Source organism: Streptomyces sp. NPDC001443 (assembly GCF_053597355.1).
This window is the reverse complement of record NZ_JBSFIA010000067.1, coordinates 1-23,782: the sequence shown is the minus strand read 5'-3', so window position 1 is coordinate 23,782 and position 23,782 is coordinate 1. Positions and strand designations below refer to the sequence as shown.

Annotated in this window: 24 protein-coding genes; 10 read left to right on the top strand and 14 right to left on the bottom strand. The window is 71.7% G+C overall.

Annotated elements, in window-relative coordinates; genetic code table 11:
- Positions 1-3: 3 nt before the first annotated feature.
- Complete coding sequence (locus ACWC24_RS39655; RefSeq protein WP_450667770.1) at positions 4-645, bottom strand: PadR family transcriptional regulator; 642 nt, start codon at positions 643-645, stop codon at positions 4-6.
- 56 nt (positions 646-701) lie between these two features.
- On the opposite strand from ACWC24_RS39655, the gene ACWC24_RS39650 reads away from it, so the two are divergent.
- Complete coding sequence (locus tag ACWC24_RS39650; protein WP_450667769.1) at positions 702-989, top strand: hypothetical protein; 288 nt, start codon at positions 702-704, stop codon at positions 987-989.
- A gap of 101 nt (positions 990-1,090) precedes the next feature.
- On the opposite strand, the gene ACWC24_RS39645 is transcribed toward ACWC24_RS39650, so the two are convergent.
- Entirely contained in the window at positions 1,091-1,951 is an 861-nt protein-coding gene (locus ACWC24_RS39645) for a glycoside hydrolase family 19 protein (protein WP_450667779.1), read from the bottom strand.
- A 542-nt stretch (positions 1,952-2,493) separates the two neighbouring features.
- Here ACWC24_RS39645 and ACWC24_RS39640 point away from each other — a divergent pair.
- The gene (locus ACWC24_RS39640) at positions 2,494-3,387 is read left to right on the top strand and encodes an NAD-dependent protein deacetylase (protein WP_450667768.1); all 894 of its coding nucleotides are present in this window, start codon (positions 2,494-2,496) and stop codon (positions 3,385-3,387) included.
- Between the two features lie 145 nt (positions 3,388-3,532).
- Here ACWC24_RS39640 and ACWC24_RS39635 read toward each other — a convergent pair whose 3' ends face one another.
- Together ACWC24_RS39635 and ACWC24_RS39630 are read right to left on the bottom strand one after the other, a co-directional pair.
- Positions 3,533-3,850 (bottom strand): DUF6191 domain-containing protein, encoded by a 318-nt coding sequence (locus tag ACWC24_RS39635; RefSeq protein WP_450667767.1) that lies wholly within the window; start codon positions 3,848-3,850, stop codon positions 3,533-3,535.
- 107 nt (positions 3,851-3,957) lie between these two features.
- Positions 3,958-4,401 (bottom strand): hypothetical protein, encoded by a 444-nt coding sequence (locus ACWC24_RS39630; RefSeq protein ID WP_450667766.1) that lies wholly within the window; start codon positions 4,399-4,401, stop codon positions 3,958-3,960.
- Positions 4,402-4,762: 361 nt separating this feature from the next.
- Here ACWC24_RS39630 and ACWC24_RS39625 point away from each other — a divergent pair, with 361 nt between their 5' ends.
- Together ACWC24_RS39625 and ACWC24_RS39620 are read left to right on the top strand one after the other, a co-directional pair.
- Positions 4,763-5,212 (top strand): hypothetical protein, encoded by a 450-nt coding sequence (locus ACWC24_RS39625; RefSeq protein WP_450667765.1) that lies wholly within the window; start codon positions 4,763-4,765, stop codon positions 5,210-5,212.
- A gap of 265 nt (positions 5,213-5,477) precedes the next feature.
- Positions 5,478-6,200, top strand: coding sequence for a VOC family protein (locus ACWC24_RS39620; protein WP_450667764.1), 723 nt, complete (start codon positions 5,478-5,480; stop codon positions 6,198-6,200).
- A gap of 37 nt (positions 6,201-6,237) precedes the next feature.
- Here ACWC24_RS39620 and ACWC24_RS39615 read toward each other — a convergent pair whose 3' ends face one another.
- Positions 6,238-6,933, bottom strand: coding sequence for a response regulator (locus tag ACWC24_RS39615; protein WP_450667763.1), 696 nt, complete (start codon positions 6,931-6,933; stop codon positions 6,238-6,240).
- Complete coding sequence (locus ACWC24_RS39610) at positions 6,930-8,192, bottom strand: sensor histidine kinase (RefSeq protein ID WP_450667778.1); 1,263 nt, start codon at positions 8,190-8,192, stop codon at positions 6,930-6,932. The genes ACWC24_RS39615 and ACWC24_RS39610 overlap by 4 nt, the downstream gene beginning before the upstream one ends.
- A gap of 338 nt (positions 8,193-8,530) precedes the next feature.
- On the opposite strand from ACWC24_RS39610, the gene ACWC24_RS39605 reads away from it, so the two are divergent.
- Both ACWC24_RS39605 and ACWC24_RS39600 read left to right on the top strand, forming a co-directional pair.
- Complete coding sequence (locus ACWC24_RS39605) at positions 8,531-9,223, top strand: ABC transporter ATP-binding protein (RefSeq protein ID WP_450667762.1); 693 nt, start codon at positions 8,531-8,533, stop codon at positions 9,221-9,223.
- A complete protein-coding gene (locus ACWC24_RS39600; RefSeq protein ID WP_450667761.1) occupies positions 9,220-11,628 on the top strand; it encodes an ABC transporter permease in 2,409 nt (802 codons plus the stop codon). The genes ACWC24_RS39605 and ACWC24_RS39600 overlap by 4 nt, the downstream gene beginning before the upstream one ends.
- Positions 11,629-11,862: 234 nt before the next feature.
- Here the strand turns inward: ACWC24_RS39600 and ACWC24_RS39595 are convergent, their stop codons facing one another.
- Positions 11,863-12,615, bottom strand: a complete 753-nt coding sequence (locus tag ACWC24_RS39595) for a helix-turn-helix domain-containing protein (protein WP_450667760.1) — start codon at positions 12,613-12,615, stop codon at positions 11,863-11,865.
- A gap of 225 nt (positions 12,616-12,840) precedes the next feature.
- On the opposite strand from ACWC24_RS39595, the gene ACWC24_RS39590 reads away from it, so the two are divergent.
- From ACWC24_RS39590 to ACWC24_RS39580, 3 genes are all read left to right on the top strand, one after another.
- Positions 12,841-13,500 carry a DUF4097 family beta strand repeat-containing protein gene (locus tag ACWC24_RS39590; RefSeq protein ID WP_450667759.1) on the top strand — a complete coding sequence of 220 codons (660 nt, stop codon included), beginning with the start codon at positions 12,841-12,843 and terminating at the stop codon, positions 13,498-13,500.
- 63 nt (positions 13,501-13,563) lie between these two features.
- Positions 13,564-14,535 (top strand): ATP-binding cassette domain-containing protein, encoded by a 972-nt coding sequence (locus tag ACWC24_RS39585; protein ID WP_450667758.1) that lies wholly within the window; start codon positions 13,564-13,566, stop codon positions 14,533-14,535.
- Positions 14,532-15,323: an ABC transporter permease gene (locus ACWC24_RS39580; protein WP_450667757.1), complete on the top strand. Its 792-nt coding sequence runs from the start codon at positions 14,532-14,534 to the stop codon at positions 15,321-15,323. Before ACWC24_RS39585 ends, ACWC24_RS39580 begins: the two co-directional genes overlap by 4 nt.
- Before the next feature lie 110 nt (positions 15,324-15,433).
- On the opposite strand, the gene ACWC24_RS39575 is transcribed toward ACWC24_RS39580, so the two are convergent.
- The 5 genes from ACWC24_RS39575 to ACWC24_RS39555 all read right to left on the bottom strand — a co-directional run bounded on the left by ACWC24_RS39575 (position 15,434) and on the right by ACWC24_RS39555 (position 19,098).
- A complete protein-coding gene (locus ACWC24_RS39575) occupies positions 15,434-15,868 on the bottom strand; it encodes a glutaredoxin domain-containing protein (protein ID WP_450667756.1) in 435 nt (144 codons plus the stop codon).
- A 22-nt stretch (positions 15,869-15,890) separates the two neighbouring features.
- Positions 15,891-16,211 carry a hypothetical protein gene (locus ACWC24_RS39570; RefSeq protein ID WP_450667755.1) on the bottom strand — a complete coding sequence of 107 codons (321 nt, stop codon included), beginning with the start codon at positions 16,209-16,211 and terminating at the stop codon, positions 15,891-15,893.
- A gap of 256 nt (positions 16,212-16,467) precedes the next feature.
- Positions 16,468-17,751, bottom strand: a complete 1,284-nt coding sequence (locus ACWC24_RS39565; protein WP_450667754.1) for an MFS transporter — start codon at positions 17,749-17,751, stop codon at positions 16,468-16,470.
- Between the two features lie 57 nt (positions 17,752-17,808).
- Positions 17,809-18,189, bottom strand: a complete 381-nt coding sequence (locus tag ACWC24_RS39560) for a hypothetical protein (protein WP_450667753.1) — start codon at positions 18,187-18,189, stop codon at positions 17,809-17,811.
- Between the two features lie 57 nt (positions 18,190-18,246).
- The gene (locus ACWC24_RS39555) at positions 18,247-19,098 is read right to left on the bottom strand and encodes a helix-turn-helix domain-containing protein (protein WP_450667752.1); all 852 of its coding nucleotides are present in this window, start codon (positions 19,096-19,098) and stop codon (positions 18,247-18,249) included.
- Between the two features lie 96 nt (positions 19,099-19,194).
- Between ACWC24_RS39555 and ACWC24_RS39550 the strand changes: the two genes are divergently transcribed.
- A complete protein-coding gene (locus tag ACWC24_RS39550) occupies positions 19,195-20,634 on the top strand; it encodes an amidase (protein WP_450667751.1) in 1,440 nt (479 codons plus the stop codon).
- Positions 20,635-20,729: 95 nt separating this feature from the next.
- On the opposite strand, the gene fdhA is transcribed toward ACWC24_RS39550, so the two are convergent.
- Together fdhA and ACWC24_RS39540 are read right to left on the bottom strand one after the other, a co-directional pair.
- Complete coding sequence (gene fdhA, locus ACWC24_RS39545) at positions 20,730-21,962, bottom strand: formaldehyde dehydrogenase, glutathione-independent (RefSeq protein WP_450667750.1); 1,233 nt, start codon at positions 21,960-21,962, stop codon at positions 20,730-20,732.
- A gap of 148 nt (positions 21,963-22,110) precedes the next feature.
- Positions 22,111-23,301, bottom strand: coding sequence for an amidase (locus tag ACWC24_RS39540; protein WP_450667749.1), 1,191 nt, complete (start codon positions 23,299-23,301; stop codon positions 22,111-22,113).
- Between the last annotated feature and the right edge of the window lie 481 nt (positions 23,302-23,782).

Sequence of the window (23,782 nt, the reverse complement as noted above, 5' to 3'; positions counted from 1 at the left end):
TGATCAGTGATCGTCCCGCGGGTGCCGGACCCCGGTCGCGTACGGGTTCTCCTCGCCCTCGGCGAGGACACCGACGAACGGCTCGCCCTCGCCCGCGAAGACGTAGGCGCCGCCCTGGATGCGGTCGATGAGCCCACGGGTCCACTCGGCGCCGGAGTCGGCGCTGTGCACCCACATGTTCATGAGCTCGCCGATGTGGCCGAACTGTCCGGGGTCGCCGCCGGGCGTGTAGGAGGTCGTGACGGTCTCGCGCCAGGCCTCGATGGCCCTGACCCGCTCCCGCAGGAGCTCGAGCACCTCCGCACGGCTCAGGTCGACCATGAAGCCGAGTCCCGCGGACAGGACGTCGGGCTTCTGGTCGTAGGCGGTGAGCGACTCCCGGAGCAGCCGGAAGTATTCCTCGGTGCCCTCGCCGGTGATCTCGTACTCGGTGCGCGGCGGGCCGCCCGCGGTCGACGGCGCGACCTCGTGCGCGTGCAGCAGCCCCTGCTTCGCCATCTGCTTCAGCGCATGGTAGATCGACCCGGGCTGGGCGTTGGACCATTCGTGCGCACCCCAGTACTCCAGGTCGTTGCGCACCTGGTACCCGTGCGCCCGCCCGTGTTGGCGGACCGCACCGAGCACGAGAAGTCGGATCACTGACATGGGGTTCAGCCTATGGGCAGTGCTCAGTGGGCCGATCGCTGCGTGGACGGGCCGAGATGCAGCGCACCGTCGAGGTGCCCGCCGACGCCGGCACACCGGCCGGCACGCGCGACGGCCTCGGGCTCGACCGGACCCCGCTGTCCTGCGGCGGCGGCTACCGGGGACACGGCGGCAACGGATTCGGCTGCATGGTGTGGCCCGCCTCCGACGGACGCGGCGCCGTCACCGTCTCCCTGCACAGCCGGCCCGGCGACGAGGACACGGCCGTACGCCAGATCCGGGAGCTCACCGACCTCGTCGACCACGCCCTGTGCGCCGCACGCGAGGAGTCGCCGGGTCGGTGAGCCGTCAGGGCGGGACGCCTTCCAGGGACCGGCGCCGCTCCCGGGACAGGCCGCGGGAGACCTGTCCGGGTGCGGCACCGGCCGTGGCGGCGTCGGGCCGTTCAGCAGGAGAGGTTGGCTCCGGGCGTGACGCCGAGGATCGAGGTGAAGCGCTGGTAGGCGTCCACCCGGCTCTGCACCTGCGCGGGGTTGCGGCCGTCGCACTCCAGCGAGCCGTTGATGCTGCGGATGGTCTGCCCGAAGCCCGCGCTGTTGACCATCGCGTTGTGCGGGGTCATGGTGCCGGGACCCGACTGGGTGTTCCAGTACCAGAGTCCGGTCTTCCAGGCCACGGCGGCGTCCGTCTGGACGAGGTTGGGGTTGCCGAGCAGGTCGATGCCGAGCGCGTCGCCCGCGGCCTTGTAGTTGAAGTTCCAGCTGAGCTGGATCGGGCCGCGCCCGTAGTAGGCCGACTGGCCGGCCGGGCAGCCGTAGGGCTGGCTCCAGTCGCAGTAGTGCGAGTAGTTGGCGGTGTTCTGCTCCACCACGTAGACCAGGCCGCCGGTCTCGTGGTTGACGTTGGCGAGGAACGCGGCGGCTTCCTGCTTCCTGACGGTGTCGCTGCCGGTCTTGGCGAAGGCGGGGAACGAACTCATCGCGGCCTTGAGGCCGTTGTAGGTGTAGAAGGAGTTCCGGTTCGGGAACATCTGGTTGAACTGCGCCTCGCTCACGACGAATCCGTCGGAGGGGTTGGTCGAGCCGCCGTCGCAGGCGTACGGCTCCCAGTACCAGGTGCTGATGACCGGGTCGTAACCCGGGTTGTCGTGCTCGGCGATGTAAGCCTTGCCGTCGGTGTACCGGACGATGTTGCCGGTGACGTACGACCTGCCCGCCACCCAGTCCGGGTAGCTCGAACAGGACCCGCCGGAGGGGTTCGTCGAGCCGCTGTCGCAGCCGTACGGCTCCCAGTACCAGGTGCTGATGACCGGGTCGTAACCCGGGTTGTCGTGCTCGGCGATGTAAGCCTTGCCGTCGGTGTACCGGACGATGTTGCCGGTGACGTACGACCTGCCCGCCACCCAGTCCGGGTAGCTCGAACAGGATGCGGCGGAAGCGCTCGCGGCCGGCAGCAGCGTCGGCGCGGAGGCGCCGATCAGAATCGCGGCCAGGAGCGAGGCGGCACGGCGGTGTGACACAGGATCAGTCCTTTGCGGAACAAGGCCGCACCGGAGGCAGGGCGGAGCCGTGCGCGTACGCCGACAGAAGGCCGACGTCGCAGAGTCCGGGCGGCTGTGGTGGGGGGTGTGGGGCCACACTCAACCGCTTTGGTCTGTACCAGTCAAGGGTGTAGACCAGTCAGGACCCGCGGGTGGCCGGAAACCGTCGTGGGCGGGCGGACACCAGGGGCGAGGGACGGTCCCCCGCACGGCCCGGCCACCCGCCGGTCGGACCACGCCGACGCCGACGCCGACGCCGACGCCCGGGGAACGGGGTCGCCCGGCGCCGGGTGCGTAAGCTGGACGCCATGCGGACGCGACCCACTCTGGCCTGGGAGCCCACCGGCGGTCTGCCTCCGGCGTCGACCGACCTGAGCGGTGTCGTCGAGACCGTGCGAGCGGGCGGGGTCACGGTGCTGAGCGGGGCGGGGCTGTCCACCGACTCCGGCATCCCCGACTACCGCGGGAAGCACGGCTCACTGCGTCGGCACACTCCCATGACGTACCAGGAGTTCGTCGGCGGCGAACCCGCGCGGCGCCGCTACTGGGCGCGCAGCCAGCTGGGATGGCGGGCCATGACGAGAGCCCGCCCGAACGCCGGCCACCGGGCCGTCACCGCGCTGGGCGAGGCGGGCCTGCTCACCGGTGTGATCACACAGAACGTCGACGGGCTGCAGCGGTCGGCCGGGGCGGCCGACGTCATCGAGCTGCACGGAGGCCTGAGCCGCGTGGTCTGTCTGGACTGCGGTCACCTCAGCGCCCGCACGGAGCTGGACCACCGGCTGCGGGAGGCGAATCCGCGGTTCGAGGAGGCCACCGAGGACCATCGTGCCGCGCGCGTCAATCCGGACGGCGACGTGGAACTGCCGGAGGAGGCGGTCCGCGCGTTCCGGGTGGTGGCGTGTGCGGCCTGTGGCACCGGGGTGCTCAAACCCGATGTCGTCTTCTTCGGCGAGAACGTGCCGCCCGAGCGGGTCGAGGCGTGCGGGCGTCTCGTCGCGCGGGCCGCGGCCCTCCTGGTGCTCGGCTCCTCCCTGACCGTCATGTCGGGGCTGCGCTTCGTGCGTCAGGCCGACCGGTGCGGGATCCCCGTCCTCATCGTCAATCAGGGCCCGACCCGCGGAGACCGCTGGGCCGCGGAGCGCGTCGATCTCCCGCTGGGACAGGCACTCCCCGCCCTCGTGGCCCGGGTCTGTTCCTGATCTCCCGCGCACCGGGAGGCGAGGCGGACCACGGCGGGTCGTACCAGGTGACCGAGGTCATGCCGGACACCGAACCGGACCGTCGGCCATCGGCGTCGGCGATCGGCGGTCGGCGGTCGGCCGTCGGCCGTCGAGAAGGCCCAGGTCAGGCGCCCTGGGGCAGCCGGACGATCGCGGTTCCCCCGTCGAGATCCACCGTCGTCCGGTTCGGCGGCGCCCCGTCCTCTTCGTCGTCGCGCAGCAGCAGGGCCGACTGCCGCTCCTTCAGCTCGGTCTGCTTGCCCGGCGAGAGACTCGCGTGCAGCTGCTCGAACCCGGTCGCCGAGATCTGGCCCTGACGTCCCACGTTGCGCCAGGGCAGCAGCCCGGCCCGGCCCGCGCGCAGCAGGAACTGGTCGACGAAGGCCAGCGCGGTCAGCAGCATGACCAGCCCCGGCAGGGTCATGAAGACGAGGAGTCCCACGCCCCCAGTATCCCCACGGGGCGGATGGTCCCGCCGTCGGCCCGGGGTACGAGGAGCGGCCCCCGGGCGGCGGCCGGAACCGGTTCCGGGAGTGGCCCCGGAGCGGTTCAGCGTGTGACCGGCAGCGCCCCGGCGAAGACGTGGCCGTCGGCGCGGGTCTGGACCGGGAATTCGACCTTGAGCGCGCCCTCCTGGCCATGGACGGTCAGACGGGTGGCCACCTTCAGGCCGAGGAAGGTCTTCTCGGCCGCGGTCGCGGTGACGTACGCGCGGGTCATGTTCATCAGCAGCTTGCCCGGCTTGCCGCCCCGGTTGGCGTCGAAGAACAGGATCCGCTGGTTCGTCAGGACGACGTAGACCGCACGCGGGCGGACCGTCGCCATCACCATGCCCAGGGTGAGCACTCCGACCACGATCGCGGTGAGTGCCTGCTTGCGCACCGAGACCGTGCCGACGGAAGCGAGGCTGGTGAGTTCGACCTGCTCGCCCGGGAGCAGCAAGGGGGCCGAGGTCTCCAGCAGTTGTCTGGTGCGGCGGGCGTTCATGGCCATGAGGGGAAGCTCCTGGTGACGGGACGGAGTCGGGTGGGGACGGCGGAAGCGGTGAGTGGCGGCGCCGACCGCCCCGCGGGCGCCTTCGACCCCCGTCCGCCGGGCCTCGCCCGACTCCCGTCATCCGTTCGAGGATTGTTCCAAGCCAGGACAAAGCCGAATGATCCTTCTCCACAAAAGGAACTCAAGTTCGAGTCATAAATAGGCCAAGATCATTCACTGCGGGGTCAAGTCGACCCACCCAGGCCCCGTTCGGGCGTTTCGCTCCGCCGTCTTACGGCCACACCTCCACGTCTCGTACCAGGGACGAGAGGCGAGAGGCGAGAGGCGAGAGGCCAGAGGCGAGGTAGTGTCTGCTGCCATGCGCCGATCCCTTGTCATACCGCTGCTGGCCGTGGCCCTGACCGGCTGCTCGCAGCCCGGCGGGGAGAGCCCGTGCACCATGGCGGACGCGGAGTCGCAGATCTCCGTCAGGTGGCGGCCCGCCGACTTCGGCGACCAGGACGCGGCGACGATCATGCTGTGTGTGAACAGCACGTGCAAGCAGCGGACTTCGGGCAGTCCCGACGACCCGCTCGCCTCGCTGTCCGTCCGGCTCTCCGACACCGCGGGCGCGTCCGCCCTGCCGGTGCGGCTCACCGTGATGTCCGCGAAGAGCGGTGAAACGGTCGTCGAGGACAGCACACGGGCCAAGCTGACGGAGCAGTACCCGAACGGCCCCTCGTGCCTGCCCGCTGTCCGCACGGTCACGTTCCGCGCCCACCCCGACAAGGGTCTCGTCTCGCCCGCGGGCATGAAGCTCCAGGGGTGATCCCCACCACCTCCAGCGCTCGAGCCCGATGCGCTCGGGCTCGATGGGCTCCGCCTCCAGGCCCGGACAGCGGCGGTGACGGCCCCTTAAATCCCTTCGCCCCTCCTCGGCCCGTTCGCTAGGCTCGTCAGGTTGCCGCGGCGCTGCTGGAGCCGGGGAAGTCCCGGCTGCGCATCGATGTCGACGCCACCGATCACCCGCCTCGACCCGCCCCGACAGCGATCGGTGCCGGAGCGTCCGTCAGCGGATCGGAGATGTGCGAGGTATGACGAGTCAACTGTTCGCGATCTGCTTCAACGCGACCCGTCCTTCGGACCTGGCCCGGTTCTGGTCCGGTGTCCTGGGCTGGGAGCCGGCCGACGGCCCGGACGACGACGTCGCGATCGTGCCGCCCGACAAGGCCGGATTCCGCATACGTTTCCTGCCGAGCCAGGAACCGAGGACCGGCCGGAACCGGGCCCACTTCGACCTCACGAGCGCCACCCCGGAGGAGCAGCGGCAGACGGTGGCCAGGGCCCTGGGACTCGGCGGCGAGCACCTCGACGTGGGCCAGCTCCCGGAAGAGGACCACGTGGTGCTCGCCGACCCGGACGGCAACGAGTTCTGCGTCATCGAGGCGGGCAACAAGTTCCTCGCCGACACCGGCTTCATCGGAGCGCTGGCCTGCGACGGTACGCGGGAGGTCGGTTACTTCTGGAGCGCGGCGCTGGGGTGGCCGCTGGTCTGGGACCAGGACGAGGAGACCGCGATCCAGTCGCCGAGCGGCGGTACGAAGATCACCTGGGGCGGTCCCCCGGTGGCGCCGAAGACGGGACCGAACCGGCTGTACCTCGAACTGGCGCTGTCCGCCGACGCCGACCGGGAGGCCGAACTCGACCGACTGGTCTCGCTCGGCGCGACGCGCACGTCCACCGGCGAGGACGCCGACGGCCGGGCCCTGCTGCTCGACCCCGACGGCAACGAGTTCTCCGTACGGACGCACCCTTGACGGGCGGCCCGGCCCCGGCGTTCGCCCGGGCCGGTCGTCAGCCGGTGCCCGACGGGCCCTGCGGGGAGATCAGGCCGCTCTCGTAGGCGAGTACGACGGCCTGGACGCGGTCCCGCAGGTCGAGCTTCGACAGGATGCGGCCGACATGCGTCTTGACCGTGGTCGGGCTGAGGAAGAGACGGTCGGCGAGTTCGGCGTTGCTGAGGCCGGTCGCCAGCAGGCGGAGCACCTCGAGTTCGCGCGGGGTCAGCCCGGACAGGTCGCGGTGCAGGGCCGTGCGCGGGGACTCCTCCTGGTGCGCGAACCGCTCGATCAGCCTTCGGGTGATCGTGGGCGCGAGCAGCGCGTCACCGGAGCGCACCAGGCGCACGGCCGCCACGAGGTGCTCGGGCGTGACGTCCTTGAGCAGGAAGCCGCTCGCTCCGGCCGTGAGCGCCGCGTACACGTAGTGGTCGAGGTCGTACGTCGTGAGGATGATGACGCGGGTGCCGTCGGTGCCGTCGGAGCCGCTGTCGAGGATGCGCCGGGTGGCCTCGATGCCGTCCATCCGCGGCATCCGGATGTCCATGAGGACGACGTCGGGCCGGGTGCGCCGGACGGCGTCGACCGCCTCGGCCCCGTCCGCCGCCTCGGCCGTCACCTCGATGCCGTCGGCGGCGAGGATCATCCCGAAGCCGGTGCGCACCAGGGCCTGGTCGTCCGCGATGACCGCGCGCAGGGCGGGCCCGCTCACGACGCCTCCCACGGGATGCGGGCCGCGACCCGGTATCCGCCGCCGGACGTCGGCCCGGCGGTGAGCTCGCCGCCGTAGAGCGCGAGCCGCTCGCGCAGCCCGATCAGGCCGCGGCCGTTGCCGCCCATCGGCGGCGAGTCCCGGACCGCTCCCGTGTCGTCGACCTCGATCTCCAGCCAGGAGCCGGCGAAGCCGATCGTCACCGTCGCGTCGGCGCCCGCCGCGTGCTTGATCGTGTTGGTGAGCGCCTCCTGCACGACGCGGTACGCCGTGAGCTCCACCCCCGGCGGCAGCGGGCCGGGCGGCAGCGAGACCGTCAGGTCCACCGGTGTCCCGGCGGCCCGCACCCGGTCGGCGAGGGCGTCGAGCTGGCCGAGGCCGGGCTGCGGCTCCAGACCGTCGGCGGGGGTGTCGGCACCCGCCGCCGGGCCCGCGAGCAGGCCCATCACATGGCGGAGTTCGGCCATGGCGGCGCGTCCGCCGGCCTCCACCGCCAGCAGTGCCTGCTTGGACCGCTCGGGGGCCGCGTCCATCACCTTGCGCGCCGCACCCGCCTGAATGACCATCACGCTCACATTGTGGGTGACGACGTCGTGGAGTTCGGCGGCTATCCGGGCGCGTTCCTCCTCGACGGCCCTGCGCGTGGCCCTCTCCTGGGCCTGCTGGAGGTCCGTGAAGCGTTTCCGGCTGGCCTCCAGCCGCAGCCGCCCGAGGCGCACGAGGCTGGCCAGCACCCCGACGACCAGGAGCACGACGGCGGGGCTGGACCAGCCGGGGAGGATGGGGTCAGTGTCCCGGAACGCGACTCCCGCCAGCACGGCGGCGGCGATCAGCGCGGTCAGGGCCCGCGTTCGGTAGCGGCTGTGCGCGACGGCTCCGTACGCCGCGATACTGCAGGTCAGCACGTTGATCCAGGAGACTGCGTCACCCAGGGCCAGCGCGGCGGCGGCTATCACACCGAACGCGAGCAGCGGAAACCTGCGCCTGGCCACGAGCGGCAGCGCCGACAGCACGACCAGGCCCCAGGGAGCGGAGGACCGCGGGTCGTACACGTCCCCCGGTCCGGGGACCGGGGGACGCACCGGGTACGGCACCGCGTCCCGGCCCACGGAAACGGCCCTGGAACTGATCCGTACCGGCCCGTCACCGGGATAGCGCGCCGCCACGACCAGCGCGACGACGGTCAGCACGAGTGCCAGCACCACGTCCAGGACCACCGCCCGCCGGGACAGCGGGGCGGGCTCGCCCTCCGGCCGCATCGCGTCGCGGACATGCGCCCACCACGTCCCCGGCCGCAGTACGTCGCCGGCCCTCTCTCGCCATGTGCCCGCCCACGACGTGTCGCGCGGCCGCCCGTACGGGTCCTCCTTCTCCATCCGCACATTGTGCGGTGCCACGGCACGGGTCCACGTCCACCTGCGTGACCAGCCCGTCTGTCCGCCAGGCGTACTCCTCGAGGAGGACCCCGCAGCCGGATCCTCCGCGGGGAGGGCCGTATGTCGGTGCCACGGCCGACGCGCCGCCGCGGCGCCCACCCGTACGTTCACCGGGCCCACACAGGGCATCGGCTCCCCGACCACGAAGGACGGACACCCCCATGAATCACGTGATCGAACTGGAGGGCGTGGCCAAGCGGTACGGCGGCGCCGACGCCCCGGCACTCGGACCGGTCGATCTCGGCGTGGCCCAGGGCGAGGCCCTGGCCGTGACGGGGCCGTCCGGCAGCGGCAAGTCCACGTTGCTCAATCTCATCGCCGGTCTGGACCGGCCGACCGAGGGCACGGTGACCGTGGCCGGGCAGCGCGTCGACGGGCTCGGCGAGCACGCGCTGGCCCGCTTCCGCCGGGAACGGATCGGCATGGTCTTCCAGTTCTTCAACCTGCTCGACGACCTCACCGTCGCCGACAACATCCAGCTTCCCGCACAGCTCACCGGGACCGCCCGGCGGGCGGCGGCGTCCCGGGCCGGAGAGCTGATGGAGGTGCTGGGGATCCAGAAGCACGCCCGCGCCTACCCGGGGCGGCTGTCCGGCGGCGAACGCCAACGGGTCGCCGTGGCAAGGGCCTTGGTGAACAAGCCCGCCCTGCTGCTCGCCGACGAGCCCACCGGCGCGCTGGACACCGCGTCGGGGCAGGACGTACGGGAGCTGCTGGTGGATCTGCACCGCGGCGGGCAGACCGTCGTCCTGGTCACCCACGACCTGGAGCTGGCCCGGACCTGCGCGCAGCGCACGATCCATCTCGTCGACGGCCGCGTCGCCGCCGACACGCGCGCGGAGGCCGTCCGATGATCGGGTTCGGCGGCGGTGCCCTCGGACGGGTCGTACGTTCCGGGGTCGGCAGACGACGCGTCCAGACGCTGGTGATCGCCGTGGCCACCATGATGGCGGTGGCCTCGGCCGTGGTCGCCGGGTCCTTGATGGTCGCCACGAACGCTCCCTTCGACCACGCCTTCGCGCGCCAGCACGGGGCGCACCTCACCGCGTCGTTCGACCCGGACCGGGTGAGCACGGCACAGCTCGCGAGCACCCGGGGCCTGGCGGGGGTCACGGCGAGCGCGGGACCGTTCCCGTCCACGACGGTCAATCCGGTAGGCCCTGACGGCGGACACCTGCCCGCGCTGACGCTGGTCGGACGGTCCGGTCCGGGGAAGGACGTGGACGCGCTGGACCTGAAGTCGGGCCGATGGGCGCGGAAGTCCGGCGAGATCGTCCTGTCCGTCTCGTTCTCCGGCCAGTTCCTCCCGCTCGGTACGACACTGAAGAGTTCCGACGCCGCAGACGCGCAGACGCTGACCGTCGTGGGCTTCGCGCTGTCGGCCAGTAAGAGCGCCGAGATGTGGGCGACCCCCGCTCAGGTCAGATCCCTCGCCACCGGGGAGAGCACCCTCACGAACCAGATGCTCTACCGCTTCGACTCCGCGGCCACGAAGGCGCAGATCACCGCCGACCGCAAGAAGCTCGCCGCCGCCCTGCCCCCAGGGGCGCTGGTCGGCACCCAGTCCTGGCTGGACACCAAGCACTCCGCCAATCAGGGCGCGTCGGCGACGATCCCGTTCCTGTTCGCGTTCGGCGTGCTCGGCATCGTGATGTCGGTGATCATCATCGGCAGTGTCATCAGCGGCGCCGTGGGCACGAGTCTGCGCCGGATCGGCATCCTCAAGGCCATCGGATTCACCCCGCGGGAGGTCGTACGGGCCTATGTGGCCCAGGCGTTGATCCCCGCCGCGGCCGGCATCGCGCTCGGGGTCGTCCTCGGCAACCTGCTGGCCGTGCCGCTGCTGAACGACACCGAGTCCGTGTACGGCACCGTGTCGCTGTCGGTGGCCTGGTGGGTGGACGTCGTGGTGCCGGCCGGCGCGCTGCTCGTGGTCGCGGTCGCGGCGCTGGTGCCCGCGCTGCGGGCCGGGAGGCTGCGTACGGTCGAGGCCATCGCCGTCGGCAGGGCGCCGCGCACCACGCGCGGTCAGTGGGCGCACCGCGCGGCCGGGCGGCTCCCGCTGCCGCGTCCGGTGACGTACGGCCTCGCGAGTCCCTTCGCGCATCCCGTACGGGCGATCGCGATGGTGCTCGCGGTGACGTTCGGGACGGTCGCCGCGACGTTCGCGGTGGGACTGACGCAGTCCCTCAACGCGGTGGCGAACGCGCAGGATCCCGAGAACAGCGCCGATGTCACCGCCATCACCGGGGCAGGCGGGTCGGGCCCGGGCCGGGTGCAGAAGGCGCCCGCGGCCGGTTCCGGGCGGGCGCCCGCCGCCCCGGAGTCGAACGAGCAGCAGCCGTCGGCCGATCCGGCCGCGGTGGGCGCCGCGATCGCGAAGCAGCCCGGCACCGCCTCGTACTACGGCACGGCGCAGGACGACGCCACGGTGGCCGGGATCTCCGGCACCGTCCGGGCAACCCTCTACCAGGGTGATTCCCGCTCCGGCGGCTACGAGATGATCGCGGGGCACTGGCTCTCCGGCCGGGGTCAGGTCGTGGTGCCCACCGGCTTCCTGGAGCGGACGGGCGACCGGATCGGCGACACCGTCCGGGTGACGTTCGAGAAGGAGACGGTGAGCCTGCGGATCGTCGGCGAGGCCTTCGACACGTCGGACGACGGTCTGCGCCTCCACGCGGATCTCGACAGCTTCACCAGGGCGAAGCCGGAGGCCTTCCACATCGAGGTCGGGTCGGGGGTCTCCCCGGCCGACTACGCGCAGAAGCTCGCGGCGGTGGTCCGGCCGCTGGGTGGCGACGCCTTCGCCGAATCCGCCCCGGAAGGGGAGAACATGATCGTGCTGCTGGAGGCGATGGCCGCGCTGCTCACCCTGATGCTGGTCTGCGTGGCGGGCCTCGGAGTGCTCAACTCCGTCGTCCTCGACACCCGCGAGCGCGTCCACGACCTGGGGGTGTGCAAGGCGCTCGGCATGTCCCCGCGGCAGACCGTGGGTCTCGTGCTCGCCTCGGTGGCCGGGATCGGTGTGGTCGGCGGACTGATCGGCGTCCCGGCCGGGTTCGCGCTGCACGGCTATGTGCTGCCGGTCATGGGAGAGTCCGCGGGCACCAGACTGCCGCCTTCGGTCCTCGACGTGTACGACACCCCGCAACTGGTGCTGCTGGGCCTCGCCGGGGTGGTCGTCGCCCTGGTGGGCGCTTCGGCTCCGGCGGGCTGGGCGGCCAGGGTCCGCACGGCCACGGCGTTGCGCACGGAGTGACCGACCGCCGTCGGCGGCGTGCCCTGCCCGCGAGAACACGGCGGGATCATGCGCACGCCGCCGGTGGCGGGGAGGGGACGGGGAGGGGGACGGGGACGGCGGAAGGTGCCTGCCCGCTCCGGGCACTTGCCTGGACGACTCCGCCTTGTGGCCACGCGGTCACAAGGCCACAAGGCCACAAGGCCACAACGAGTCAAAACCAGGGCCTGCCGGCACATGTGACGCCGGGCCGCGTCAGGAACCGCTGTCGTCCGCGGTCGGCTCGGCCGCCGTCGGCTCGGCCTTCGTGGAGAGGATGTCGCGGGCCTGCTCCGCGGCACGGGCGAGGCTCTCGGCGACGAAGTCGAGGAAGCGGGCGACGTTCTCCAGCCGGACGGCGGCCGGGGTACCCGGGCCGAGGACCCCTACGCCCTGCTGTGCCAGCTCGACCTGCTGGGTGAGGGACCGGGCGCTGGCGACCATCGCCTGGTACCAGAGCTCCTCGTCGATGACATAACGCTCGCGACGGCGTTCGTCGCGCTCCCTGCGCACGAGGGCCTGGCTCTCCAGGTAGGCGATCGACTTGGAGACGGACGCCGGGCTGACCTCGAGGCGCTGCACCAGCTCGGCCGCGGTCAGGCTGCCGGTGTCGGCGGTCAGGAGGCTGACCATCACCCGCGCCATCATCTTGGACAGGCCCGACTGCATCATGACGGTGGTGAACTGCTCTTCGTACTCGGCCACGGCCACGGGGTCGCGTCCGTGCGGCAGGGCCGTCGGCCTCTCCCCCTGGACGGCGGCGGGCCTGCGCCGGGCGGTACGGCGTTCGGTGGCGCGGTGGGCCACGTCCGCGCGGTAGCCGGTGGGGCCGCCGTTGCGCATCACCTCACGCGTGATCGTCGAGGTCGGACGCTCCAGGCGGCGGGCGATCTCCGCATAGGGAAGGTCGTCGGCCAGCCCGAGCGCGATCTGCTGTCGGTCCTTCTGGGTGAGTCTGCCTCCCGGCATCGCCATCTCCTTCATGTTCGCGTGACGCCGCCAGCATAGCGTTCACGCTCAGTCCATTGCAACAACAGCCCTGGTGCGCTGTTGCATTACGTTCAGAGCCGTTGCAACAAAATCGCTTCATCTACCAGCGATAACAGCGATTTGACGCAACATCATGGTTGCCACTCTTGCGAACGCAACGTAGCTTTTCCATTGTCAGAAACAAGGACTCGCAAGGAGAGAACGATGCAGAAGTTCGACACCCCCGCCCCGGTCTCCGCCGTGTTCGACATCCCCGCGGGCCGCATCCAGGTCATCGCCGCCGACCGGGCCGACACCACGGTCGAGATCCGGCCCGCGAACGCATCGAAGAGCCGCGACGCGAAGACGGCGGAGCAGACCACGGTCACCTACGCCGACGGAGTCCTGCGGATCGGGGTCCCGACGGGGAACCAGCTCCTCGGCTCCGGTGCCGTCGAGGCGACCGTCCAACTGCCCGTCGGCTCCCGCGTGGAGGCCAAGGCTGCCGCCACCGAGTTCCGGGTGGTGGGACGCCTCGGCGAGGTCGTCTTCGACGGCGCCTACCACCAGATCAAGATCGACGAGGTCGCGAGCCTCGACCTCACCGCGACCGACGGCGACGTCGAGGTCGGCCGGCTGGGCGGCCCCGCCCGGATCACCACGAAGCGGGGCGACATCCGGATCGCCGAGGCCGTCCGCGGCAAGGTCGAACTCCGCACCCAGCAGGGCGACATCTCGGTCGGCGCTGCCTCGGGCGTCTCGGCGGCCCTGGACGCCGGCACCTCGCACGGCCGCGTCAGCAACGACCTGAAGAACGACGGCACCACCGATCTCCACATCCACGCGACCACCTCCCAGGGCGACATCACCGCCCGCAGCCTCTGACCTTCGACGCCTCAGTCACCGACTTCGACCACTGACTCGCAGCCCCAGAAGGAGCACCCACTCATGACCGGCTTGGCCATCGCGGCACACGGGCTGCGCAAGGCTTACGGAGACAAGACCGTCCTCGACGGCATCGACCTGACCGTCCCCGAAGGAACGGTCTTCTCCCTGCTCGGCCCGAACGGCGCCGGCAAGACCACCACCGTCAACATCCTCTCCACCCTCATCTCCCCCGGCCCGGGCTCCGGGGAGATCCGGGTCGGTGGCCACGACGTGGCCGCCGATCCGCAGGCCGTACGTGCCGCGATCGGCGTCACCGGACAGTTCTCCGCCGTCGACGGACTGATCACCGGCGAGGAGAACATGCTCCTCATGGCCGACCTGCACCACCTGTCCCGGCGCGACGGACGACGCATCACGGCCGAACTCCTCGAACGCTTCGACCTGGTGGAGGCGGCCGGGAAGCCCGCCTCCACCTACTCCGGCGGCATGAAGCGCCGCCTCGACATCGCCATGACCCTGGTCGGCAGCCCGCGGATCATCTTCCTCGACGAACCGACCACCGGCCTCGACCCGCGTGCCCGCCACAACATGTGGCAGATCATCCGCGAGCTGGTCGACGGCGGCATCACCGTCCTCCTCACCACCCAGTACCTGGAGGAGGCAGACGAACTCGCCGACCGTATAGCCGTCCTGAGCAACGGCAGGATCGCCGCCGAGGGAAGCGCCGACGAACTGAAGCGGATCGTCCCCGGCGGGCACGTCCGGCTCCGCTTCACCGACCCGGCCGTCTACCAGGCGGCCGCCGGCGCCCTGCGCGACGCCACCCGCGCCGACGAGGCCCTGGCGCTCCAGCTCCCCAGTGACGGCAGCCAGCGCGAACTGCGCGCGATCCTCGACCGGTTGGACGGCTCCGGCATCGAAGCCGACGAACTGACCGTGCACACCCCCGACCTCGACGACGTCTTCTTCGCCCTCACCGGCAAGCCCGGCGTGCCCACCCAGACCGACAAGTCCAAGGAGACTGCCCGATGAGCACCATCTCCCTCGCCGTGCGCGACTCCGCCACCATGCTGCGCCGCAACCTCCTGCACGCCCGGCGCTACCCCTCGCTCACCCTGAACCTCCTGCTCACCCCGGTGATGCTGCTCCTGCTGTTCGTCTACATCTTCGGCAACACGATGAGCGCGGGGCTGCCCGGCGGCGGTTCGGGCCGCTCCGCCTACATCGCCTACGTCGTCCCGGGCATCCTGCTGATGACCATCGGCAGCACCGTCATCGGCGCCGCCGTGTCCGTCGCCACCGACATGTCCGAGGGGATCATCGCCCGCTTCCGCACCATGGCGATCCACCGCGGCTCCGTCCTCGTCGGGCACGTCGTCGGCAGTGTCATGCAGTCGGTGGCCAGCGTCGTCCTGGTCGGCGCCGTCGCCGTCGCCATAGGCTTCCGCTCCACGGACGCCACCGTCCTGGAATGGCTGGCGGCGTTCGGACTGCTCACGCTGTTCGCCCTGGCGCTCACCTGGATCGCCGTCGGCATGGGCATGGCCAGCCCCAACGCCGAGGCCGCCAGCAACAGCGCCATGCCGCTGATCCTCCTGCCGCTCATCTCCAGCGCCTTCACCCCGATCGACGCGATGCCCGGCTGGTTCCAGCCGATAGCCGAGTACCAGCCCTTCACCCCCGCCATCGAAACCCTTCGCGGCCTGCTCCTCGGCACCGAGATCGGCCACAACGGCTGGCTCGCCGTCGCCTGGTGCCTGGTGCTCGCGGCACTCGGCTACCGCTGGTCGACCGCCTCCTTCCGACGCGACCCGAAGTGACCGTCCGCACCACCCGCACCGCCCGCACCGCCCGCACCACCCGCACCGCCCGCGACAGACCGCGACACCCGAGCCCGGACGGCTCGGGTGTCGCGGTCTGTCGCTCCGGCTCACGCCGAGGGAATCTGCGCGCGCACCCACGCGGGATCGGGGTTGGTGTGCGTCCGGCCCGCCACGACGACGGTCGGCACGGTCTCGTTGCCGTCGTTGGCCGCCCGCACCTCCTCGGCCCCTTCCGGGTCACGCCAGATGTCGACCCAGTGCAGCCTGCGGGCGTCGCGCCCCAGCCGGAGCCGCAGTCGCAAGCAGTACGTGCAGCCCGGCCGCCAGTAGACGACCGGCCGGCCGTCGGCCGCACTGCGACGTCGTGCCTCCGGCGCACCGATCGACCGCGGGAACACGAGAGGTGAGTTCATGGCTGCGAGCAGCGCGAACAGCAGCAGAGCCACCACGGCGTCCCCGGGGCTCCCGCTCAGGAACAGACCGGCCGCGAGGACCGCTCCGCAGAGCCCGAAGGGAATCGCCAAGTTCCAGGAGCGCGTCATGAAGACGCAGGCTAGCGTGACGTCACGTCGCCCGGCGCCCGTCCAGTTCCCGCCGGGCTTCGAGGGCTCGCGCCAGCATCTTGGCCCGGTAGGGGTTCGCGGTGTCGAGGGCCGTCGCCACCGCCACCGCCTCGTCCAGCAGCGCCAGCCGTTGCCGAGGCAGGTCCCGCACCTGCGCCGAGGCGCTGGCCTCCACCAGGACGTACGCCAGCTTCGACCCGTACGCCTCCAGGTCGACCTGGGTCAACAGGCGGTAGATCCACAGCCCTTCGGTGCCACGCACCACCTTCCGGTTGGCGCTGAGCAGTCGCACCTTCGCCCGCATGACCATGTCCTGATCCATCGATCCCCCTTCGTTCCCTCACCCCCCGACCCGCACCCGTCACACGACGGGACAGCACGACGAACGCGCCGACAGCCGAGAACGGATGCCGACACGAACGTCGAGGAGTGGATGACGACGAGTCTGCGGGCAGGCCACCAGCCGCGACAAGTCTCGACCGACGTGCGCTCCGTCCTACCGCAAATGGCCTTCGACCAGTCATGATGGATCTGACACTCACTCCGGCAGGAACCGCGGCTGCGTCAGTACCGCCGCGTCACCCCGCGGCGGGTGCGGGGAGATCGCGCATGCGGCGCAGCGGGGAGAAGAACACGAACCAGCCCGCCGCCCACGAACCGACCAACGCCAGCGCCAGCGTAGGCCGCACGCCGATCTGCGTGCCGAGCACTCCGCCGAGAATCCCGCCGAGCGGCAGCGTGCCCCACACGACCCAGCGGACGGCCGCGTTCATCCGGCCCAACAGTTCGGGCGGCGTCACGGACTGCCGGTAGCTGAGCTGCGCGACGTTGTACACCATCCCGGCGAAGTACGCGACGCCCCAGCCCAGCGGGGCCAGCAGCACGCCCCAGCCGCGCCAGGCCGCCGCCGCGACGATCTGCGGCGCGCTGAACACCAGCATCGACATCCAGATGACCCGCGCCGAGCCGATCCTCCTGGCGAGCCGGCCCGCGAGGGCGCCCCCGACGACCCCGCCGACGGCCGTGCCCGCCGTGATCAGCCCGATCAGCGCGGGAGGTACGTGCAACTCCCGGACGAGGAAGATCACCTCCAGTGCCGTGCTCATGCCGCCGAACAGGTTCGCGGTGCCCGTGCACGCCACGACCTTCCGCAGCACCTTGTGCCCGACGACGAAGCGCAGTCCCTCGGCGATCTGGCTGCGCAGCGTCTCCTCGGGCCGCCGCGCGGGCGGCGGCTCCTCGCGCGTCCTGATGCCGAGGAGCGCGGTGACGGAGAACGCGTACGAGATCGCGTCGGCGGCCATCGCGCCCGCCGCACCGAGCACCGCGACCAGTCCCCCGCCCACGCCGGGTCCCCCGAGCTGCGCGAACGCCTGGGTCGTCGCCAGTTTGCCGTTGGCCTCCATCCGGTGCTCGGCACTGATCAGCGACGGCACGTAGCTCTGGTACGAGACGTCGAAGAACACCGTGCACACGCCTGCCGTGACGGCGACGAGGTAGAGCTGGGCCATGGTCAGGGTGCCGAAGGCCGCCGCCACCGGGACCGAGCCGATGATCAGCAGCCGCAGGACATCGCAGACGATCATGATGGATCGCTTGGAACCGCGGTCCACGAGCGCGCCCGCGGGCAGCGCGATCAGCGCGAACGCCACCGTGGTGGCGGCGGTCAGCAGCCCGACCTCCAGCGTGCTCGCGTTCAGCGCGACGACCGCGACCAGCGGCAACGCGAGCTGGGTGACGGCCGAGCCCATCTCGCTGGCCGTCTGACCGCTCCACAGCAGCATGAAGTCCCGCTGCCGCCACAGGCTCGACCTCGCGAACTCCGGCCCGACGTCATGAAGTTCGTTCGCCACGTCTGTCATCGCGTCAGCCTAGGGCGCAGATGACGACGCGGGACAGCGGGAGTTGTCGGACCGGCCCTACTTCCGGGCCGCCGGGTCCGTCCGGCGTCGCAGAACCACGGCGAGCACGATCCCGGCGAGGAGGAGGACCGCCCCCGCGGCCAGCCACGGCCACGGGTCGAACTCGTCCACGCAGGACTGGCCGGAGGCCGTCGTGGTGCACACGTTCCCCGGGCCCTCACGGTTGAGGAAGGACACGTACAGAAGCGGTACGCCGAGCCCGGAGACCAGCCCCGGAAGCCCGGCCGACGAGCCGCGCCGCACGGCCAGGAGCGCGGCTGCCGCGACCGCGACGGGCAGCAGGAACGGACCGATGGTCAGGACCGTCAGCACACCGAGCGAGCCCAGTGCGCCCACGACGAACCAGACGCAGAACCACGCCCGGACGGCGACTCCCATGCGACCTCCCTGGCGTACGGCGCCCATGCGGCGGGCCGTCGGACGCGGACCGTAGGATCAGGAACTGGACAGGTATGCGGGGGCGGCCCACGCGATGTCGTCGACCGCGAGCCACGGCGCGGCCGCGACGGCCGTGGGGGTCACACCGGCGAACGCCAGGACATCGCGGTGAAGGTGGGACTGGTCGGCGTAGCCGATCTCCGCCGCCACCCGTGCGGCACTGTGGCCCGCGGCCAGCCGGTGGGCCGCGTGGTCGAAACGGACCAACTGGGCGGCGCGCTTGGGGTTGAGGCCGATCTGGGACCGGAACCGGGACCACAGGCGCTTACGGCTCCAGCCGATCTCGGCCGCCAGCCGCTCGACCCGGACCCCGCCCCGGTTGGTCACCATCTGCCGCCATGCGAAGGCGACTTCGGGCTCGATCGGCCGGCCGGTCTCGTACCGTCGGACGAGCGCCGCCGCCGCGATCGCGAACCGGTCCTCCCAGGAGCGGGCGGCGTGCAGTCGTTCCCGCGTGCGTGCGCCCTCGCGGCCCCAGAGGTCGTCGAGGGTGACCATCGTCCCGTTCGGCTCGGCGGAGACGCCCAGCACCGCGTGCGCGACCACCGGCGACAGCCGCACCTGCAGGCAGTCGATGTCACGGCCGCGGCCCCGGACGCCGCCGGCCGCGAGTCCGAGGACGAAACTGCCGTTCTGCCGCCAGCCGTTGCCGTCGTCGACGGCGAGCAGCCCGTCGCCCAGGTCGACGGCGACCGTGACAGCGGGGTACGGAACGATGTCCAGGTCGACGGGGTCCGTGGTGCGGCCCCGGAATCCGGCCATGCTGACGCCGGGCAGCGGGCCGGGCCCGGACGGCGTGGCGATGTCCCACACCGCCACGGCATCGGGCGCCGGCTCGGCGGATCGCATGACGCCAAGGTACGTGACATTCGTCCAAGACGGGACGGCGCGGGCGCGCCGAGACTGACGGCTCCCGCAAGCACCGCGGACCAGAAGGGACCGCTCGTGACGCACTCACCGATCGACCCGTTCACCCCGGCCGTCGAACTCGCCGCAGCCGTACGCCGCAAGGAGGTCAGCCCGGTCGAGATCGTCGACTGCTACCTCGACCGGATGGACGCACTCGACCCGCGCCTCAACGCCTTCTGCCACCGGGCCGACGACGAGGTCCGCAAAGCCGCGGCCGCCGCGGCCGACGTGGTGGCGCGGACCGCGTCGGCCGACGGCCTCCCGCCGTTCCACGGCGTTCCGCTGCCGGTCAAGGACCTGGTGGACGTGGCGGGTTGGCCCACCACCCATGGCTCCGCCGGCACCGGGCGGGCACCTGCCACGGCATCGGACCCGGTCGTACGACGGTTGGTGGACGCGGGGTTCATCCCGCTCGGGAAGACCACCACCTCCGAGTTCGGCGCCCTGCCGTTCACCGAGAACGAGACCCTCGGCGTCTCGCGCAACCCGTGGGACCCGGATCGCACGCCGGGCGGGTCGTCCAGCGGAGCGGGTGTCGCCGTCGCCACCGGGATGGCGCCGATCGCCCATGCCGAGGACGGCGGCGGGTCGATCCGCATCCCCGCCTCGTGCAACGGGCTCGTCGGGCTCAAACCCACCCGCGGCCTGGTCGGCAACGCGACCGTGAGCGCGGAGGGGCTGGGCACCAGCGGTGTGCTCACCCGCACGGTGACGGACACCGCGGCCGCCCTCGACGTGCTCGTACGCCACGATCCGGGCCTGTGGTGGTCGCCGCCGGACCCGCACAGGTCCTTCGCCTCCGTACTGCGGACGGACCCGCCGACGGGGCTGCGGATCGGTGTGCTCACCGACTCCCCGATCGCGGGGATCGCCGTGGACCCGGCGTGTGCCGCGGCCGTCGCCGTCACGCTGCGCACGCTGGAATCGGCCGGTCACCACGTCGTCGACACACCCCTCCCGCTGCCTCCGACCGACGAATTGGTGGCGGCGTTCATGACCATCTGGAACGTCGGCGGCAGCGGGGTCCCGCTCGTGGATCCGGACCGTGTCGAGCCCCACAACCGCGCCCTGCGGGCCGCGGCACGGTCCGTCGACTCGTGGTCCTACACCGAAGGGGTGCGCAGGGCCCAGCAGTTGTCGCGGCGCATCGTCGAGGGCTTCCTCGCCGGCTTCGACCTCCTGGTCACGCCGACGACGGCGTGCCTGCCGCCGCCCGTCGGTGCCTGGCGGGCAGGCACCGACGGCCATCCCCTGGCGGCCCTGCTGAACAGTTACCCGTTGGGGGTGTTCACGTCGGTGTTCAACGTGACCGGCCAGCCGGCGATCTCGGTGCCCGTCCATCACGACGCCGGCACCGGGCTGCCCGTCGGCGTGCAGCTCGTGGCCGCACCGTGGCGGGAGGACCTCCTGCTCCAGGTGTCCCGCACGCTCGAACTCGCCCGTCCCTGGCACGATCGCCGGCCGCCGGTCGGCTGAGCACGAAGGAAAGTGTGGGGACGGCCCGGCAGGTGGTGGTGCGGCCGCGAGCCGCACCACCACCCGGCCGACGCCTGCGGGCGGGGCGAAACCGGTCAGACGCGCTGTACGTCGGCCAGCGCGCCGTGCGGGTCCAGGACGTACTTGCGGCTGGCGCCCTGATCGAACTCGGCGTAGCCGCGCGGGGCGTCCTCCAGGTCGATCACGGTCGCGTTCACCGCCTTGGCGATGTGCACCCGCTCGTGCAGGATCGCCATCATCAGCCCTCGGTGGTAGCGCATCACCGGGCACTGTCCCATGGTGAAGGTGTGGCTCCTCGCCCAGCCGAGGCCGAGCCGCACCTTCAGCGTCCCGGTCCGGGCGTCCTCGTCGACGCCGCCGGGGTCGTCCGTGACGTACAGTCCGGGAATTCCGAGGGCACCGCCCGCTCGGGTGATGCTCATCAGCGAGTTAAGGACGGTCGCGGGCGCCTCCTCGGCGTCCTTGCCGTGTCCGCGGGCTTCGAAGCCCACCGCGTCGACGGCCGCGTCGACCTCGGGTTCGCCCAGGATCTGCTCGATCTGGTCCGCCACGTTGCCGTCGGACACGTCGACGGTCTCGCAGCCGAAACTCCGTGCCTGTGCAAGGCGTTCGGCGTTGAGGTCCCCGACGATGACGACGGCCGCGCCCAGCAGTTGTGCCGCCGCCGCGGCGGCCAGACCGACGGGGCCCGCTCCGGCGACGTACACCGTGGACCCGACCCCCGCGCCCGCGGTGTAGGCACCGTGGAAGCCGGTCGGGAAGATGTCCGACAGCATGGTCAGATCGAGGAGCTTCTCGCGTGCCTGGTCGGGGTCGGGGAACTTCAGCAGGTTGAAGTCCGCGTACGGGACCATCACGTACCGGGCCTGGCCGCCGACCCAGCCGCCCATGTCCACATAGCCGTAAGCCGCCCCGGGCCGGGCCGGGTTGACGTTCAGACAGATACCGGTCTTGCGTTCCTTGCAGTTGCGGCACCGCCCGCAGGCGATGTTGAACGGCACCGAGACGAGATCCCCGACCGCGATGAACTCGACGTCCGGGCCCCGCTCCACCACCTCTCCGGTGATCTCGTGCCCGAGGACCAGCCCCGCGGGCGCCGTCGTGCGCCCGCGCACCATGTGCTGGTCGCTGCCGCAGATGTTGGTGGCGAGCACCTTGAGAATGACCCCGTGCCGGCACATCCGACCGACGTTCTCGGGTGCCACTCCCGGGCCGTCCTTGAGTTCCAGCGTCGGGTAGTCGATGGTCCTGACCTCGACCGCACCCGGCTCGAGATACGCCACTGCCTGGTTTCCGCTGTCGCTCATGCGTGATCGCCGTCCCTTCGGACCCCGTCTCTTCGGATGCCGGCGGCCGTGCGCAGGGCAGGCTCTGCTGCCGACCGCGCGTCCTGGCCACCCTCCGTGCGGGTGCCGTCCCTGAAGAGGGCGACCTCTCAGAGCATCGGTTTCCAGCCTACGTCGCCGGCCCCCCGTCCGGAGCGGCCGTACGGGCCGACAGAGCCCGCGCGGCACGGCAGGCCACGGCCAGGAGCCGGGCGTCGGCGCCATGGGGCGCGACCAGTTGCAGGCCGACCGGTTCGCCGCGCGCGGTGCGTCCGGCGGGCAGGCTGAGCGCAGGGTGTCCCGTGATGTTGAAAGACCAGGTCAATGCCACGCTCATCCGGGCTCCGGGACCGTCGTGACCGTGCGGCGGGTGCGGTGTGGTGGGCGTGAGGAGCAGGTCGGCGTGCGCGAAGCAGTCCCGCAGGCGTGCGCTGTTGACCGCGACGACGCGGTCCACGTCCGCGGGCGGCCGGCCGCCCGCCCGTAGCGCCGCCCAGGCCGGTGCGGGGTCCTCCAGCGTCAGCGGCCGGTCCGTCAGTACGGCGAGGATGCCCTGGTCGGCAAGTGTCCGCGCGGCACGACGGGCGACGGCGGCCACATCGGTGTCGGTGTCGGCATACCCCAGGGTGGCCGACCATGCGGCGGTGGGTGGTGCCGCCGGGTCAGTCGAGACGGATCGCACGGGGGCGACCGCGTCCAGATAGGCGGCGGCGTCCGGCGGACTCCGGACCAGCACCCCCGGTGAGTTCAGTCCCGCCCGGTCGCGGGCGGGCAGCAGTCCGTTGGTGGGCTTGAAGCCGATGATCCCGCACCACGCGGCGGGAATGCGTACGGAGCCGGCGCCGTCCGAGCCGCTCGCCATCGGTACGAGGCCGGCGGCGACGGCGGCAGCGGACCCGGCCGACGACCCGCCGGGCGACCAGGCCGGGTCGAGCGGGTTGAGGGTGGGGCCGCGGTCGGTGTGACCGTAGGTCTGCCAGCCCTGCCGACCGCGCGGCACCGAGGTGGCGCCGACCGGCACGCACCCGGCCTCCGTCAGTCGCCTGTTCTGGAAGGAGTCGGCACCCTCTCCGGCCTTGACGCCGATCGGCACTCCCGCCAGCGGCAGTACGGTGCCACGGGCGAGCCGGGCGTCGACGTCCGCGGCCCGGGCGAGGGCCCGTTCCTCCCAGACGTCGGTGAACGCCCTTACGGCGTCGTCGCGTTCCATGATCCGCGCCAGCGCGGCCGCGACGACCTCACGGGCCGACAGGTCACCTCGGTCGACGTGCCGCGCGATGTCCGATGCGGACAGGGCCGCGTACTCGGCCGTGCTGATCACGATCCGCCCTCCGTTCGACGCCCGAAGCCCGGGCCGCTTTCGAGACCGCGGTCACATCGACCGCACCCGCACCGTGATCCCCCGTGCACGCAGTGTCGCGGAACCGGTGAAGCACCCCACATGACCCACGTCACCCACTACCCGCGATAGTGGACGAAAAGGGGCATGTTTGAACGCGCGCATGCGCCTTGACCTGCGGATTGAGAGCCAGCTCACACCAGCCGGCAAACACCCCAATGCGGCCACAACTAGTAAAAGGGGTCATTGCGGACGCTTCTCCGGCCTGGTTGTCTTGAGGACGTCGCCAGGCACCACGACCCCCACAGGGTCACGGTGCCGACGCACGCCAGGACCGGAACACACTCGGCCCCCGGCGAGCGAGCGACCTCCCTGTCCCCGAAGAAAGTGGTACTCCGTGTCCCTCGCCGCCATCCGCCGCATCGCCAGCCCGAAGAAGGCCCTCACCGTGACCGCCGTCGTC

Bases quoted from the DNA above. Each gene is read 5' to 3' on its own strand.
- ACWC24_RS39655 (WP_450667770.1), bottom strand. From the start codon at position 645: ATGTCAGTGATCCGACTTCTCGTGCTCGGTGCGGTCCGCCAACACGGG.
- ACWC24_RS39650 (WP_450667769.1), top strand. From the start codon at position 702: ATGCAGCGCACCGTCGAGGTGCCCGCCGACGCCGGCACACCGGCCGGC.
- ACWC24_RS39640 (WP_450667768.1), top strand. From the start codon at position 2,494: ATGCGGACGCGACCCACTCTGGCCTGGGAGCCCACCGGCGGTCTGCCT.
- ACWC24_RS39630 (WP_450667766.1), bottom strand. From the start codon at position 4,401: ATGGCCATGAACGCCCGCCGCACCAGACAACTGCTGGAGACCTCGGCC.
- ACWC24_RS39625 (WP_450667765.1), top strand. From the start codon at position 4,763: ATGCGCCGATCCCTTGTCATACCGCTGCTGGCCGTGGCCCTGACCGGC.
- ACWC24_RS39620 (WP_450667764.1), top strand. From the start codon at position 5,478: ATGACGAGTCAACTGTTCGCGATCTGCTTCAACGCGACCCGTCCTTCG.
- ACWC24_RS39610 (WP_450667778.1), bottom strand. From the start codon at position 8,192: ATGCGGCCGGAGGGCGAGCCCGCCCCGCTGTCCCGGCGGGCGGTGGTC.
- ACWC24_RS39605 (WP_450667762.1), top strand. From the start codon at position 8,531: ATGAATCACGTGATCGAACTGGAGGGCGTGGCCAAGCGGTACGGCGGC.
- ACWC24_RS39600 (WP_450667761.1), top strand. From the start codon at position 9,220: ATGATCGGGTTCGGCGGCGGTGCCCTCGGACGGGTCGTACGTTCCGGG.
- ACWC24_RS39595 (WP_450667760.1), bottom strand. From the start codon at position 12,615: ATGCCGGGAGGCAGACTCACCCAGAAGGACCGACAGCAGATCGCGCTC.
- ACWC24_RS39590 (WP_450667759.1), top strand. From the start codon at position 12,841: ATGCAGAAGTTCGACACCCCCGCCCCGGTCTCCGCCGTGTTCGACATC.
- ACWC24_RS39585 (WP_450667758.1), top strand. From the start codon at position 13,564: ATGACCGGCTTGGCCATCGCGGCACACGGGCTGCGCAAGGCTTACGGA.
- ACWC24_RS39580 (WP_450667757.1), top strand. From the start codon at position 14,532: ATGAGCACCATCTCCCTCGCCGTGCGCGACTCCGCCACCATGCTGCGC.
- ACWC24_RS39575 (WP_450667756.1), bottom strand. From the start codon at position 15,868: ATGACGCGCTCCTGGAACTTGGCGATTCCCTTCGGGCTCTGCGGAGCG.
- ACWC24_RS39570 (WP_450667755.1), bottom strand. From the start codon at position 16,211: ATGGATCAGGACATGGTCATGCGGGCGAAGGTGCGACTGCTCAGCGCC.
- ACWC24_RS39565 (WP_450667754.1), bottom strand. From the start codon at position 17,751: ATGACAGACGTGGCGAACGAACTTCATGACGTCGGGCCGGAGTTCGCG.
- ACWC24_RS39560 (WP_450667753.1), bottom strand. From the start codon at position 18,189: ATGGGAGTCGCCGTCCGGGCGTGGTTCTGCGTCTGGTTCGTCGTGGGC.
- ACWC24_RS39555 (WP_450667752.1), bottom strand. From the start codon at position 19,098: ATGCGATCCGCCGAGCCGGCGCCCGATGCCGTGGCGGTGTGGGACATC.
- fdhA (WP_450667750.1), bottom strand. From the start codon at position 21,962: ATGAGCGACAGCGGAAACCAGGCAGTGGCGTATCTCGAGCCGGGTGCG.